This window comes from Pseudomonas sp. W2Oct36 (genome assembly GCF_041060465.1).
Taxonomy (GTDB): Bacteria; Pseudomonadota; Gammaproteobacteria; order Pseudomonadales; family Pseudomonadaceae; genus Aquipseudomonas; species Aquipseudomonas graminis_B.
The window spans coordinates 63,877-77,616 of record NZ_JAUERW010000003.1; the positions used below are offsets into that span (position 1 = coordinate 63,877).

11 protein-coding genes are annotated in these 13,740 nt (G+C 62.1%); 5 read left to right on the top strand and 6 right to left on the bottom strand.

Going from position 1 to position 13,740, the window contains the following annotated elements:
- Window positions 1-8: 8 nt before the first annotated feature.
- Together QWI18_RS05645 and QWI18_RS05650 are read left to right on the top strand one after the other, a co-directional pair.
- The gene (locus tag QWI18_RS05645) at window positions 9-602 is read left to right on the top strand and encodes a PadR family transcriptional regulator (protein WP_369318387.1); all 594 of its coding nucleotides are present in this window, start codon (window positions 9-11) and stop codon (window positions 600-602) included.
- Window positions 599-1,369: a siderophore-interacting protein gene (locus QWI18_RS05650; protein ID WP_192135188.1), complete on the top strand. Its 771-nt coding sequence runs from the start codon at window positions 599-601 to the stop codon at window positions 1,367-1,369. Before QWI18_RS05645 ends, QWI18_RS05650 begins: the two co-directional genes overlap by 4 nt.
- Before the next feature lie 75 nt (window positions 1,370-1,444).
- On the opposite strand, the gene QWI18_RS05655 is transcribed toward QWI18_RS05650, so the two are convergent.
- Window positions 1,445-2,107 (bottom strand): Pr6Pr family membrane protein, encoded by a 663-nt coding sequence (locus QWI18_RS05655; protein WP_369318388.1) that lies wholly within the window; start codon window positions 2,105-2,107, stop codon window positions 1,445-1,447.
- 28 nt (window positions 2,108-2,135) lie between these two features.
- Window positions 2,136-2,366: a VF530 family DNA-binding protein gene (locus tag QWI18_RS05660; RefSeq protein WP_192135192.1), complete on the bottom strand. Its 231-nt coding sequence runs from the start codon at window positions 2,364-2,366 to the stop codon at window positions 2,136-2,138.
- 187 nt (window positions 2,367-2,553) lie between these two features.
- Between QWI18_RS05660 and QWI18_RS05665 the strand changes: the two genes are divergently transcribed.
- The 3 genes from QWI18_RS05665 (at window position 2,554) to QWI18_RS05675 (ending at window position 9,095) form a co-directional block, all read left to right on the top strand.
- Window positions 2,554-4,584: a TonB-dependent receptor gene (locus QWI18_RS05665; RefSeq protein ID WP_192135194.1), complete on the top strand. Its 2,031-nt coding sequence runs from the start codon at window positions 2,554-2,556 to the stop codon at window positions 4,582-4,584.
- 594 nt (window positions 4,585-5,178) lie between these two features.
- Window positions 5,179-6,549 carry a carbohydrate porin gene (locus QWI18_RS05670; protein ID WP_369318389.1) on the top strand — a complete coding sequence of 457 codons (1,371 nt, stop codon included), beginning with the start codon at window positions 5,179-5,181 and terminating at the stop codon, window positions 6,547-6,549.
- 113 nt (window positions 6,550-6,662) lie between these two features.
- Window positions 6,663-9,095, top strand: coding sequence for a glucose/quinate/shikimate family membrane-bound PQQ-dependent dehydrogenase (locus QWI18_RS05675; protein WP_369318390.1), 2,433 nt, complete (start codon window positions 6,663-6,665; stop codon window positions 9,093-9,095).
- A gap of 158 nt (window positions 9,096-9,253) precedes the next feature.
- Here the strand turns inward: QWI18_RS05675 and QWI18_RS05680 are convergent, their stop codons facing one another.
- The 4 genes from QWI18_RS05680 to QWI18_RS05695 are packed head-to-tail and all read right to left on the bottom strand — an operon-like array spanning window position 9,254 to window position 13,603.
- Window positions 9,254-9,685, bottom strand: a complete 432-nt coding sequence (locus tag QWI18_RS05680; RefSeq protein WP_192135198.1) for a group 1 truncated hemoglobin — start codon at window positions 9,683-9,685, stop codon at window positions 9,254-9,256.
- A complete protein-coding gene (locus QWI18_RS05685) occupies window positions 9,685-10,575 on the bottom strand; it encodes a DUF3034 family protein (protein WP_192135200.1) in 891 nt (296 codons plus the stop codon). Before QWI18_RS05685 ends, QWI18_RS05680 begins: the two co-directional genes overlap by 1 nt.
- Window positions 10,576-10,589: 14 nt before the next feature.
- Window positions 10,590-12,935, bottom strand: coding sequence for a bifunctional diguanylate cyclase/phosphodiesterase (locus QWI18_RS05690; protein WP_065992482.1), 2,346 nt, complete (start codon window positions 12,933-12,935; stop codon window positions 10,590-10,592).
- Entirely contained in the window at window positions 12,932-13,603 is a 672-nt protein-coding gene (locus tag QWI18_RS05695) for a methylamine utilization protein (RefSeq protein ID WP_065992481.1), read from the bottom strand. Before QWI18_RS05695 ends, QWI18_RS05690 begins: the two co-directional genes overlap by 4 nt.
- Between the last annotated feature and the right edge of the window lie 137 nt (window positions 13,604-13,740).

Genomic DNA, 13,740 nt, shown 5'->3' on the forward strand with positions numbered 1-13,740 from the left:
TGAAAAAAATGAAAGACCACTCACACGATCACCCCCACCACCACCGCCCACACTTCGGCGAACACGGCGACGGCCGCGATGGTTTCGAGAAACGTCCCGGCCGTGAACGCGGTGGCCGTGGGCCTCGGGTATTTGCCCCAGGCGACCTGAAATTGATGCTGCTGGCGCTGATCGCCGATCAGCCGTGCCATGGCTATGACTTGATTCGCCAGATCGAAGCGCTGTTCGACGGCGCCTACAGCCCGAGCCCCGGCGTGATATATCCGACGTTGACCTTTCTGGAAGAAAGCGAGTTGATCCAGGGCGATGCCGAGGGCGGCAAAAAACGCTATCGCATCACCGAGGCCGGCCAGCAGTTCCTGACCGAACAGGCCGTCGCGCTGGATGGCGTGAAAATGCGCATCGAAGTCAGCAAGCGCTCGTTGCGTGGGCATGATCGTCCGCCGGAAATCCACGAGGCCGTGCACAACCTGCGTCATGCGTTGCAGATGCACCACGGCCGCTGGAACCCTGAGGAGATCCTGCGGGTTCGCGACCTGCTGAACGACACCGCGAAAGCCATCGTCGACGGCCAACAACCCGCTGCGGAGAAATCTGAATGAATGCACCCCAGGGAATTCACCGCGTCAGCCACGAGATCAAACGTCGCACGCTGCAGGTGCTGAGGGTGACCGACATCACCCCGCGCATGCGCCGCATCACCTTGCACGGGCCGGAGCTTGAAGGGTTCATCAGTCTGGGCACGGACGACCACGTCAAACTGTTGTTCGCCACTACGCCCGAAGAGCAGGCGGCGCTGGACAGTGATGCACCGCTGCAAAACGCTGAAGGCCCGCGCCCGGCGATGCGCGATTACACCCCGCGTCGCTACGACCCGCAGTCCGGCGAGCTGGACATTGATTTCGTGCTGCATGGGGACGGTCCGGCAGCGACTTGGGCGGCCCAGGCCGAAGCCGGGCAAACGCTGAATATCGCCGGGCCCCGGGGCTCCATGATCGTGCCGGACATGTTCGACAGCTACCTGCTGATCGGCGACGAGACCGCCCTCCCCGCCATCGGTCGTCGGCTGGAAGCGTTGCCGGCGGGTCGGCGTGCGCTGGTGGTGGTTGAAATCGATAACCTGGCGGAGCGACAGGCGCTGACCAGCGATGCACAGACCGAGGTGATCTGGGTGGTGCGTGGCGAGCAGGATCTGCTTGAAGTCACGCGCCAACTGACCCTGCCGAATGGCGATTTATACGTTTGGGTGGCGACCGAATCGTCCTTGTCGCGCAAAGTGCGGCGCGTGCTGCTGGATGAGTTCAAGCTGGACGAGGCGTCGGTCAAAGCCGCGGGCTACTGGCGCGCGGACGGTTCGGACGAGGAGTGAGGCGTACGAGGTCGTCGGAGATGATTGAATATTGCCCGCGCCCGAGATTCAGGGCGCGTCAGCATTGTTGAATGCTTACAACTGCCCTCTGCCGCCCAACACCCGATCAATCAGGAAAACAAATGACCCGATTCCCACGAAACCCGCCAGCACGCCCAGCGCATTGGTCAGCGCCTTGGCCACCCCAAGGGTGCCGATGTCCAGGAATGGATAGAGGTAGTCGCCGAAGGCATTCCCACGCAGCAGCAAATAGCCGAAATACATGACGGGATACAGCGTCCAGATCAACACGTGTCGAGGTTTCAACAGGCCTTTGGGCACGAAGAACAACCAGTAGCCGAGGAACAGCAGCGGCATGACGTCGTGCAGCAATTCATCGGCGATCCACTGCCAGCCCTCGGGCGTCCACAGATGGCGCAGCAGCAGGTTGTAAGCGAGGCTCACCAGAATAATGCTGGTGGTGATGCCGGCGCAGACAGCGGGAGAACGGAAGAATCGGTACCCCGCCGAATGCCGGTCAATGACCGCGCAGCTGAGCGCCACCGCCACCAGCGTGTTGGTCACCACGGTGAAGAAACTGCAGAAGCGCACCAGGCCGCCGAGCAGGCTGGCGTGGTCGATCCATCGCCCCCAGAGAATCAGATAGAGCTGCACCGCAAGCCCGAACCAGCCAAGCATGGCGGCCGTGCTGATGAAGCGGCGCCGGCCTGGCGACAGGTGCAGCAGGGGGTTTTGCATTGCGTTCACATCCTTGGCAGTCAGCGAATCAGCTCGGGCGCTTGGTGCGCGCCAGCTTGATGTACAACCCTTCGACCTTCTCCCGCGCCCAGGGCGTCTTGCGCAAAAACGTCAGGCTGGACTTGATGCTCGGATCGCTCTTGAAGCAGCGAATGTCAATGCGCTCGGCCAGACCCGACCATTCGTAATGCTCGACCAGCGCAATGAGGATCTGCTCCAGCGTCACGCCGTGCAGCGGGTTGTTGTTGGGTGTGGTCATGACGGGCCTATGGACGCTGGTGGGACAAGACAGTTTCGCGAGCTGCGCACCTTAGCGGACGCAGTGATCAGTGTGAAGGCTGCAAGCACCCGAAGCAGCAACCGATATCAAAATGATTGCTTTTTTAGTGTTATGTTATAACACTTACAAATCGTACATTTTGAATCGTTCTGCAAGGAAACGCTGCATGTCCCGTCCCTCAAAACTCCGCCCGTGGCGCCTGACGCCACTCGCTGCCGCTTTGCTGATTGCCTCACCTGCGTACGCCATCGAAGTAGAGCCGCAAATCATCACCGCCAACCCGCTCGGCAGCGATCAACTCGCCTCGCCCAGCACGGTACTGACCGGCGATGAGCTGACCCTGCAACAGAAAGGCAGCCTCGGTGAGACGCTGAATAAACAGCCCGGCGTGTCCTCTTCTTATTTCGGACCGGGCGCGAGCCGGCCGATCATTCGGGGGCTGGACGGCGACCGCATCCGGATCCTGCGCAACGGGGTCGGTGCGCTCGACGCCTCGTCGTTATCCTACGATCACGCGGTGCCGCTGGACCCGGTCAACGTCGACCGCATTGAAATCGTGCGCGGCCCTGCGGCACTGCTTTACGGTGGCAGCGCCATCGGTGGCGTGGTCAACACGTTCGACAACCGCATCCCCACCGAATCCATCGAGGGCATTCAGGGCGCGGGCGAACTGCGTTACGGCGGTGCCGACACGACCCGCAGCAGCGCCGGGAAACTGGAAGCAGGCAATGGCACCTTTGCGTTGCACCTGGACGCCAATGCTCGTGAGTTCAACGACCTGAAAATCCCGGGCTATGCCCGCACCGCCGATCAACGCGCGCGGGATCCGCAAGACAGCGACAAGAAACATCGCCTGGGCAACAGCGATGGTCGGCAGGACGGAGGCGCCATAGGAGGCTCCTACACTTGGGACGACGGTTACGCCGGGGTTTCCTACAGCAACTACGATTCCAATTACGGTTCGCCTGCCGAGCAGGGCGTGCGCATCCGCATGAAGCAGGACCATTACGCGTTTGCCTCCGAGATCCGCAATCTCTCCGGCCCGTTCAGCTCGGTAAAACTCGACGCCGGTTACACCGATTACAAGCACATGGAGATCGAAGACGGCGAAGTCGGCACCACCTTCAAGAACAAGGGTTATGAAGCCCGCGTCGAGGCCCGGCACCAGCCCATCGGCCCGGTCGAGGGCGTCGTCGGCGCGCAAGTGACGCGCAGTGAGTTTTCAGCCCTGGGCGAAGAGGCCTTCGTGCCGCAGACCGATACGGACGCCGGTGCCTTGTTCATTCTGGAAGAACTGCAGGCCACCGACCGCCTCAAGCTCAGCCTGGGCGGGCGCATTGAACACACGACTGTGGACCCGGACAGCGGAGGCAACGCGCGATTCGCAAACGCCAGCCGCTCAAGCAGCTTTACCGCAGGGAGCGTTTCATCCGGGGCCGTTTACACCCTGACGCCGATCTGGTCGCTGGCGGCGACCCTTGGCTACACCGAGCGGGCGCCGACGTTCTATGAGCTCTACGCCGATGGTGCTCACGTCGCCACCGGCACGTACGAGCTCGGTGATGCGGACCTGTCGAAGGAGAAAGCCGTTTCCAGCGATCTGGCGCTGCGCTTCGACAACGGTACCCACAAAGGAAGTGTCGGCGTGTTCTATAGCCACTTCTCCAACTACATCGGACTGCTGGGCAGCGGCCGCACATTGAACGATGAAGGCGCTGACGACCCCGACGGCATTCCCGAATACACCTATTCAGGCGTGCGCGCACGGTTTGCCGGGTTCGAGGCCAAGGATCACTGGAAGCTCGGCGAAACCCGCTATGGCAATTTCGCCTTGGAGCTGTCCGGCGATTACACCCGCGCCAAGAATCTTGATACGGGAGAAGCCCTGCCGCGGATCGCGCCTTTGCGGCTCCAAAGCGGGTTGTTGTGGGAACTGGACAAGTGGCAAGCGAGGATCGACCTCGAACACGCCGCTTCCCAACGGCGCGTACCGGACAACGAAACCGGCACCGACGGCTACACGACGTTGGGGGCGAGCGCCGGCTACACGTTCAAGGTGGGCGGCAGTCAGTGGCTGGCGTTCGTCAGCGGCGAGAACCTGACCAATCAAACCGTGCGTTACGCCAGCTCCATTCTGCGCGACATCGCACCGGCAGAAGGGCGCAGCGTGGAGGTCGGGCTACGGACGACGTTTTAACGCCGTCACCTGAACGGTCACGCCGCAAACCTGAGGGTGACCCCAGGGCCTCTTCCCGGCTAAAGCCGGTCCCACAATTTGGATCGCGTGCATTCAGCGCATTCCTGCTGGCACGACGCAGGATCTTAGTGGGACCGGCTTCAGCCGGGAAGGCGTCAGTCGTCATGCCGCAACGTTCAGGGTGCACACACTGGCCTCTTCCCGGCTAAAGCCGGTCCTACAATTTGAGCGCATCCATTCAGCCGGGAGCGTCAGCCATCACACCGCAGAATCCTACAACCTGAACTCCCCTCTAAACGCACATCCATGCGCCCTCTGTAAGGGTTGGCGGGGCTTCACCCTGCTCTCTTACAAAGCAGACACCCGGGCCAGACCATGGACAGCGCTACCCTGGCCACACGCCACTGTTACGCCAACCGCAACGATCCATGTCGCAATTTCGACTTTTTTAAAAAACGTTAGCGTCCTATCATCGCCGCCCTAAACGCTGAAACGGCTAACTCGTCATTGATTAAGACCTTGCAATGCGCCTCCCAAGCATTGCGAGCGGCGTCGCCCTTTGCTCTCGAATAACTCAAAAAGACCTCACGCCCTATGCCCCGTCATCTGAAACGCCCGACCTGCAAATCGTCCCGAGCCCTTCGTCATGCCAGCGCCCTGAGCCTTGCCGCATTGGAGTTTGCAAGCTGTGCCCATGCTGCACCGGCGTTCGACAGCGCGTCGCCGTGGATGCTGGGTGACTGGGGCGGCAAGCGCAGTGAGCTTTCCGAACAGGGCTACGACTTCAAGCTCGACTCAGTCATCGAAGTGGGCTCCAACCTGCACGGCGGTTACAACCACGACAAGGCGACGCGTTACAGCGACCAGTTCGCCCTCGGTGCGCACATGGATCTGCAGAAGATCCTCGGCTGGCACGACGCTGAATTTCAACTGACCCTCACCAACCGTAACGGCGACAACATCAGCAACGACCGCGTGGGCGATCCGCGCACCGGCACCATTTCGTCGTCCCAGGAAGTCTGGGGCCGCGGCAACGTCACACGCCTGACCGACCTCTGGTACCAGCAGAAATTTCTCGACCAGACGCTCAGCGTCAAGGTCGGCCGGTTCAACGAAGGCGAAGATTTCAACACCTTCCCGTGCGACTTCCAGAACCTGGCACTGTGCGGCTCCCAGGTCGGCAACTGGGACGGCGGGATCTGGTACAACTGGCCGGTCAGCCAGTGGGCAATGCGCGTCAAATATCAGCTGACCCCTGAACTGTTCGTGCAGGTTGGTGCGTTCGAACAGAACCCCTCCAACCTGGAAAACGATAACGCCTTCAAACTCAGCGGCAGCGGTACCCAGGGCGCCGTGTTGCCGGTCGAGGTGGTCTGGTCGCCGAAGGTCAACGGCCTGCCGGGCGAATACCGCGCCGGTTACTACTACAGCACCGCCGACAGCAGCGACGTTTCCAAGGACAGCAACGGTCGATACGCCGCCCGGAGTGGCGATAACTACGCCTCGTCGTCCAGCAAACACGGCATGTGGCTGACCCTGCGCCAGCAAGTGACCAGCGAGTCCAGCGACAACGACCGCGGCTTGAGCCTGTTCGCCAACGGCACGCTGCACGACAAGAAAACCAACATGATCGACAACTTTGTTGCCCTCGGTGCGACGTACAAAGGCCCGTTCGATGCGCGCCCCGAGGATGACATCGGCGTCGGCATCAGCCGCATCCACGTCAACCCGGCGTACCGCAAGAACAGCAACCTGCGCAATCAGGCCGAAGGCGTTGCGGACTACAACGACCCGGCGTTTCTGCCCGTGCAGGACACCGAATACAACGCCGAAATCTACTACGGCGTGCACGTCGCCAACTGGCTGACCGTGCGCCCGAACCTGCAATTCATCCGCCATCCGGGCGGTGTGAATCAGGTTGATGACGCGCTGGTCGCGGGGTTGAAAATCCAGTCCTCGTTCTGATCAGCCCAGCTCGCCCGTCTGCACCCAGGCATCGGCATTGAAGGCATGGCTTATCCGCCGCGCCTTCACGCCAACACGCGTTAACCACCACATCGTTACGGAGTACAACACTTATGAGCACTGAGGGTGCTTTCGGTAAGGGTCGCCTGCTTCCGAGCTTGCTCGGGCTGGTCATTCTGATAATGGGCCTGGCCTTGCTGGTCGGCGGCATCAAACTGCTGACGCTGGGCGGGTCGCTTTACTACCTGCTGGCCGGCATCGGCTTCGCCATCACCGGCGTCCTGCTGATGATGGGTCGCGGCGCGGCATTCAGCCTGTACGCACTGGTGCTGTTCGCCAGTACCGTGTGGGCGCTATGGGAAGTGGGTCTGGATTGGTGGCAGCTGGTGCCGCGTCTGGCACTCTGGTTTGCCCTGGGCATCGTGATGCTGCTGCCATGGTTCCGTCGTCCAGTCCTGCGTGGCCAGGTCGGCGATACGGGTACCCGCGCATTGGGCGCCGCTGTGATCGTGGCGGGCATCGCCGCGCTGGCCAGCCAATTTACTAACCCCGGTGAAATCAAAGGCCAACTGGACCGCGAAACCGCCGGCACCACCAGCGCCGCGCCGGCCATGCCTGACGGCGACTGGCAGTCCTACGGCCGCACGGCCTTCGGCGATCGCTACTCGCCGCTGTCGCAGATCACCCCGGACAACGTCAGCAAGCTGGTCCCGGCGTGGACCTATCGCACGGGCGACATTCCGGGTCCGAACGACCCGGGTGAGACCACGGCCGAAAACACTCCGCTGAAAGTCAACGGCATGCTCTACGTCTGCACGCCGCACAGCCAGGTCATCGCACTGGACCCGGACACCGGCAAGGAAATCTGGCGCTTCGATCCGAAGATCAGCAGCGGCAAGGCGGCCAACTTCAAGGGTTGGGCGCACATGACCTGCCGTGGCGTGTCGTATCACGATGACGCCGCCTACGCTGCCACCGCGCCGACCGACGCTGCCGCACCTGCGCAAAGCCCGGCCGCTCCGGCGGTTGCCGGCGCAGCCAATGCCTGCCCGCGTCGCATCTTCCTGCCGACCGCCGACACCCGTTTGATCGCCCTGAACGCCGACACCGGCAAGATGTGTGAAGACTTCGGCACCAACGGTTCGATCGACCTGAGCGCCAACATCGGCACTTACGCACCGGGCGGTTACTATTCGACGTCGCCACCGGCAGTGACCAAAGACCTCGTGGTCATTGGCGGTCACGTCACCGATAACGTTTCCACCGACGAGCCGTCGGGCGTGATCCGTGCGTTCGACGTGCACACCGGCCGGCTGGTCTGGAACTGGGACAGCGGCAATCCGGACGACACCACGCCGCTTGCCGAGGGCAAGACCTACACCCGCAACTCGCCCAACATGTGGTCGATGTTCAGCGTCGACGAAAAGCTGGGCATGCTCTACCTGCCGATGGGCAACCAGATGCCTGATCAGTGGGGCGGCGACCGCACCGAGGCCTCGGAGAAATTCAGCGCCGGTCTGGTCGCGCTGGACATCGCCACCGGTCACGTGAAATGGAGCTTCCAATTCACTCACCACGACCTGTGGGACATGGACGTCGGCGGTCAGCCAACGCTCATGGACATGAAAACCGCTGACGGCGTGAAGCCTGCTGTTCTGGCCTCGACCAAGCAAGGCAGCATCTATGTGCTGGACCGCAGCAACGGTCAGCCCATCGTACCGATCAACGAAATCCCTGTACCCCAGGGCGCTGTTGCCGGCGATCACACGTCGCCTACCCAGCCGAAGTCCGATCTGAACTTCATGCCGCCGCCGCTGAAAGAGCGCGACATGTGGGGCGTGACGCCGTTTGATCAGATGCTCTGCCGCATCGACTTCAAATCCCTGCGTTATGAAGGTCCGTTCACTCCGCCATCGCTGCAAGGCACGTTGGTGTACCCGGGTAACTTCGGTGTGTTCGACTGGGGCGGCATTTCGGTCGATCCGGTGCGTCAGATTGCTTTCGTGAACCCGAGCTACATGGCGTTCCGTTCCAAACTGGTGCCGGCGGCTGAAGTCGCAGGCGGCCCGGGTCGCAAGAGCGAAACCGAAGGCGTGCAGCCGAACAAGGGCGCGCCTTATGGTGTGATCCTCGAAGCAATGCTGTCGCCAATGGGCCTGCCGTGCCAGGCGCCAGCGTGGGGTTATGTGGCGGCGGTCGATCTGACCAACCACCAGACCATCTGGAAGCACAAGAACGGCACCGTGCGTGACAGCGCGCCGGTTCCGATCCCGCTGACCATGGGCGTTCCAAGCCTGGGCGGCACGTTCATCACTGCCAGTGGTGTGTCGTTCCTCAGTGCCACGCTGGACCAGTACCTGCGCGCCTACGACGTTCGTAACGGCAAGCAGTTGTGGGAAGGCCGCCTGCCAGCAGGCGCCCAAACCACGCCGATGACTTACACCGGCAAGGACGGCAAGCAATACGTGCTGGTCGTTGCAGGCGGTCACGGTTCGCTGGGCACCAAACAGGGCGATTACGTCATCGCCTACAAACTGCCGGATTGATCCGCTTCACTGATTAGCGTCGTGCAGTAACAGAAAAGGCGGTCCCGAACGGTGACCGCCTTTTTTATGCGCGCCGAAACGCGCAAAAGGGGACAGATTTATTTACAACGCTTCACCGTAAATAAATCTGTCCCCTTTTGCGGTCCCCTTTAGCGCCCCTACTTCTCGATCACCTCACCACGCTGGGGCGCCAGCCTGGCGATAAAACGGTTCTGCGTCGTCACCGCAATGTGCTGCTCGTTCATCGCATCGATAAGGTTCTCGACCAACGCATTGAAATCGCTGCGGCTGAGTTTCATGCCCTTGTGCACTTCTTCCAGGGAGTCACCGGTGTACGTGCACGGCCCGCCGGCTTCGACGCAAAACCTTTCCACCAGCTTGTCGCGTACCCGAACGATGTCGACCTTGGCGAAGTATTTATAAATGCGGTCATCCTGAGCAATGTGCAGCAGCATGCCTTCGACGATTTTCTGGATGCCGGCGCGCTGGCCCAAGTCCTGATAGAGGCTGTCGTCCTTGGGCGGCTGTTGGGCGCACCCCGCCAGCAACGACAGACTGAGCCCGAGAATCAGCCACTGAGACCGCCCCATCAGAAACTCCCCTGCACGGAAAGGTAGGTGCCGTTCTGGTTGTCCAGCGTGGCGATTTCACCGAGCCGGGCGTAGGCCAGCACCACGGAAACATGCTTGTTGGGAAACCAGCCGACAAAGAAGTCCGCCCAGTCGCTTTCGCCGGCGAACGACAGATTGTCGGGCTTCTCGCGGTAGTCCATGCCCACTGCCCAATGCGGGTTGAGCAGGATGGCTGCGCCGCCCTCTTTCAGTACGCTGCGGGTATCGCGCCGGTCGCCGCCAAAGCCCATCAACCCGGTTTCGTTGGCACGGCTGTAACGCAGGCCGGCGTTGACCACCACGTTGTAGCCAAAGGCCGCGCCCATGAACAGACGGCTCGCGGTGACATAACCCTCGACGTCCGAATCGCGCTTGGCGCCCACCAGGCTGGGGATGAGGAAATCGTTCTGGTGTTTGTATTCCAGCCCCGCCGACACCTGCGGCAACTGATCGTAGATCAGGTCGCCAAACAGGCGAACCTTCACGCCGAAGATGTCCTGGGTGAGGTTGTCATCCGGGAGGTTGAGCTTGCTGACCAGTGAGCCCAGGTCGAAGCGTTGATGGGCGTAGGAAACCTCAATCCGATTGCCGTAGGACGCTGCAGCGCCGACCACATCGAGGGTGTAGTCCGGCAAGTCGACGTGGGTGGCGAACGCGTTGCCGCCCCACTCGCCCTGCTCGTCATACCCGGCCAGCATGGCCCAGGGGATGATCCCGCCGCCTGCGCCGCCTTCAATGCTGCTGGCGCCGCCGGTGGCGATCAGGCGCCCCTGCTCGGCTTCGGCCGCCGGCGCGAACCATGTCGCGCAGCCTCCGACCACGCTGGCAAGCAGCACGGGATTCAAGTACGTCGAAAGGCGTCGTGCCATAAATCCGTGTTCCATCAATACACCGTCATGCGGGGTGGGAGCTGGGAGCGGGCAATCCAGGCTTCGAAAGCGATCGCATCGAGCGGACGGCTGATCAGGTAACCCTGCGCGGTGTCGCAGTGCCAGCGCTCCAGTAAACGCAGGCTGTGTTCGTACTCGACGCCTTCGGCGACCACCTTCAGGCCCAGGTTGTGGCTCATCTCGATGGTCGACCGCACGATGACGGCGTCTTCGCTGGTTTCATCCAGATCGCGCACGAAGGACTGATCGATCTTCAATTCCTGCACCGGCAGCCGCTTGAGGTGCGCCAGCGAGGAGTAACCGGTGCCGAAATCATCCACCGACAGGCTGATGCCGAATTCGCGCAGGCGATTGAGCACCTTCAGCGACTGCTCGGGCTCGCGCATGATGGCGCTTTCGGTGATCTCGAAAATCAACTGTTCGGCCGGCACGCGGTACAGCTTGAGCAGCGCAGCAACGCGGTCAGCCAGATTGCCGTCCAACAGGTCGTCCGCCGAGATGTTCACCGACACCTGCAGAACCAGACCGCGATATGCCCATTCGGCCAACTGGCGCAGGGCTTCTTCGATCACCCAGTTGGTGAGGATCTGAATACTGCCGGTGCGCTCTGCCAGCACGATGAACTCGGCCGGGGACACCGAGCCGAATTGCGGGTGCTGCCAGCGCAGCAAGGCTTCGGCCTGAGTCACGCGGCCGTTGCGGATGTCCAGTTTGGGCTGGTAATGCAGGGACAGTTCGCCATTGCGTGCGGCCTGACGCAGGTCGCGGATCAGGCTGATCTGGCGCAAGTGGGCGACATCGCGACCGTCCACATAGACCTGCAGACGCCCCGGCAGCTGCGCCGCGTCTTGCCGCGCAATGGAGGCACGTCTGAGCAACTCGGACGCCGAATCGCCATTGGCCGGATAGGCCGCGATGCCGATGCAGGCATCCATCGCGATGTCCTGCTCGCCAATGCGCTGAGGCTTGACCAATAGACGCTGCAGCCGGTCAGCCACCGCGACGGCACTGTCGGTTTCAGCGTTGTGCACCAGCAGCAGAAATTCGTTGTCGGAGAGCCGCGCCACCGTATCACCGGGACGCAGCGGCTCCTGCAGTTGCTCGCTGATGATGCGCAGCAGTTGCTCGACTCCCTCGAGACCGACATTGGTGCTGATCGCGCGGAAGTTATCGATGCCCAGATAAAGCAGGGCCACTGGCCGTTGAGCAATGACCGCGCTGCCGAGGCGTTCCATGACCAGCGCGCGATTGGGCAGCCCGGTGAGTGGATCATGCAGGGCGTTGTGGGCCAGTTGCAGCTCACGCTCGGCGATCCCGCTCTGCATCGAATTGATAGCGCTGGCGAGCAGCCCCAGTTCATCCCGGCGATCCAGCACCACGGGGGTGGCGTAATCACCTTCGCCAATGCGCCGGGCCGCCTGGGCCAGGGCACTCACCGGCCGCGACAGGTTGCGCGCCAGTAACAACGCGCCGACCAGCGAGCACGCCAGCGCCACGACAGTGATCCAGAACAGCGTCTTGTCCAGCGGCGCGAATGCCTGCATGGCCTGATCCAGCGGGCTCTGCAGGAGGGCCACGACCTCGCTGTCGCTGTTGCTCCCCAGGCGCAGGGTTTTGCTCAGAAAACTCTGGTTTTGATGCTCGGTCATCTGCATCTCGTCGCTGGGCGGGTTCATCATCACCCCGCGCAGGCTGTCAAACAGCGGCGCCGGTTGAGTGCTGATCATCTGACCCGGCTGCTTTTGCACGATCGACAGAAACGACACCTGCAAACCGCTCAACGAGCGCAGTTCCTGCGCCAGATCACCGTCCATGCTGAAGCCCATCACCACGCGCGCAATCGGCAGCGGTGCGAGGACCGTGCTCTCCACCAGCAAGTGCGGCTGGCCCTGCAACGGCACGATGAGCATCGACTGATTCTTACCCTTGAGCTCACGCAACGCCTGGGTGTAGGGAAACGGCGAGCCTTCGGGGATCTGCGCGACGGTGCTGGCCATGACCGTGCCGTCCATGCCCAGCAGGAACATGTCATTGGCGTTGATTCTGGCGCCGTGATTGAGCAGCACCGAGCGGATGGTCGCCGAGTCCGCCGATGCCACGGCGTCACGGAAGCCGAAATCGGTGGACAGCAATTGCACGGCGTCGCGCAGCCGCTTGCCGCGCATTTCCAGCAAACCTTCGAACACTCGGGTGCCGACTTCGAGCTGTGCCTGGGCCTGCTTGCGAACCGCGTCCTGGGTCGCCGCTCTCACCGCAATAAACACGGCGAAGACCACGATCAGCAGCAGCATGATCAACACGCCGGCAATCCGCGCCTGAAAGCTGATGCGCACCTTCATTCGTGGGCTGCTTTATGAAAGGCATCGCCGAACGCGCTGGGCGTCGGCGCGGCCGGGGTGTTATCAGCGTTGGGCTGCACAGCGATGGTAAACCGTTGCTTGAGGCCGCCGGCCGGGATGTCGATGTCGCCACCGGACACGGGCAGCATGTCGGCCCCCTGGGGGTGCCAGAGAGTGACGGCGTAGTGACCGGCGGGCACTTGATCCAGGGTCAGCGCGCCCTTGTCGTTGCTGACGCCGAACCAGCCATCGTCGGTGACGTACACATACCCGATCATGTTGTCGTGGACGTTGCAGCCGAGCACGACCACGCCCGGCTTGTCGAACAGCACGGGGGCCGACGGGGTACCACCATACAACCGCAATTCAAAACGCTTGGGCGTCGAGAACGAATACACCTGATGGCGGATTTGATCGCTGTTGGGGAAACTGATTTCCGTCCCACTGCGGACGGCCAGCACGTGGGGGGCAAATTGCACATCGCGCTGGTCCATGTCGGCTTTCATCGGCCCGGCAGGCGGCGCCGTTGCGCCGCGCAGGGTAAGCACCGCGTCGGGAAGCGGCTTGCCCTGGGCATCAACGAATTCGGCGGTCAGGCTGGCCGCACTGGCAAGGGTGCCCTGCAGCGCGGTTACAACCAGCAACAATGAAATAAAAACGTGGCGCATGACAGATGTTCCAGACAGCGAGGCCGGCAGAGCCTCCGTGGCGATGATTTCCAGCGTAGCCCACATCGGCGGTCAGCGATATCAGACGGACTTCCAGCAAAGCACATGGCCTTCATTAGTGGAATGCCAAGGCCTGG

Excerpts from the sequence above, each read along its gene's own strand:
- QWI18_RS05665 (WP_192135194.1), top strand. The coding sequence starts at position 2,554 with ATGTCCCGTCCCTCAAAACTCCGCCCGTGGCGCCTGACGCCACTCGCT.
- QWI18_RS05690 (WP_065992482.1), bottom strand. The coding sequence starts at position 12,935 with ATGAAGGTGCGCATCAGCTTTCAGGCGCGGATTGCCGGCGTGTTGATC.
- QWI18_RS05655 (WP_369318388.1), bottom strand. The coding sequence starts at position 2,107 with ATGCAAAACCCCCTGCTGCACCTGTCGCCAGGCCGGCGCCGCTTCATC.
- QWI18_RS05695 (WP_065992481.1), bottom strand. The coding sequence starts at position 13,603 with ATGCGCCACGTTTTTATTTCATTGTTGCTGGTTGTAACCGCGCTGCAG.
- QWI18_RS05670 (WP_369318389.1), top strand. The coding sequence starts at position 5,179 with ATGCCCCGTCATCTGAAACGCCCGACCTGCAAATCGTCCCGAGCCCTT.
- QWI18_RS05675 (WP_369318390.1), top strand. The coding sequence starts at position 6,663 with ATGAGCACTGAGGGTGCTTTCGGTAAGGGTCGCCTGCTTCCGAGCTTG.
- QWI18_RS05645 (WP_369318387.1), top strand. The coding sequence starts at position 9 with ATGAAAGACCACTCACACGATCACCCCCACCACCACCGCCCACACTTC.
- QWI18_RS05660 (WP_192135192.1), bottom strand. The coding sequence starts at position 2,366 with ATGACCACACCCAACAACAACCCGCTGCACGGCGTGACGCTGGAGCAG.
- QWI18_RS05650 (WP_192135188.1), top strand. The coding sequence starts at position 599 with ATGAATGCACCCCAGGGAATTCACCGCGTCAGCCACGAGATCAAACGT.
- QWI18_RS05685 (WP_192135200.1), bottom strand. The coding sequence starts at position 10,575 with ATGGCACGACGCCTTTCGACGTACTTGAATCCCGTGCTGCTTGCCAGC.
- QWI18_RS05680 (WP_192135198.1), bottom strand. The coding sequence starts at position 9,685 with ATGGGGCGGTCTCAGTGGCTGATTCTCGGGCTCAGTCTGTCGTTGCTG.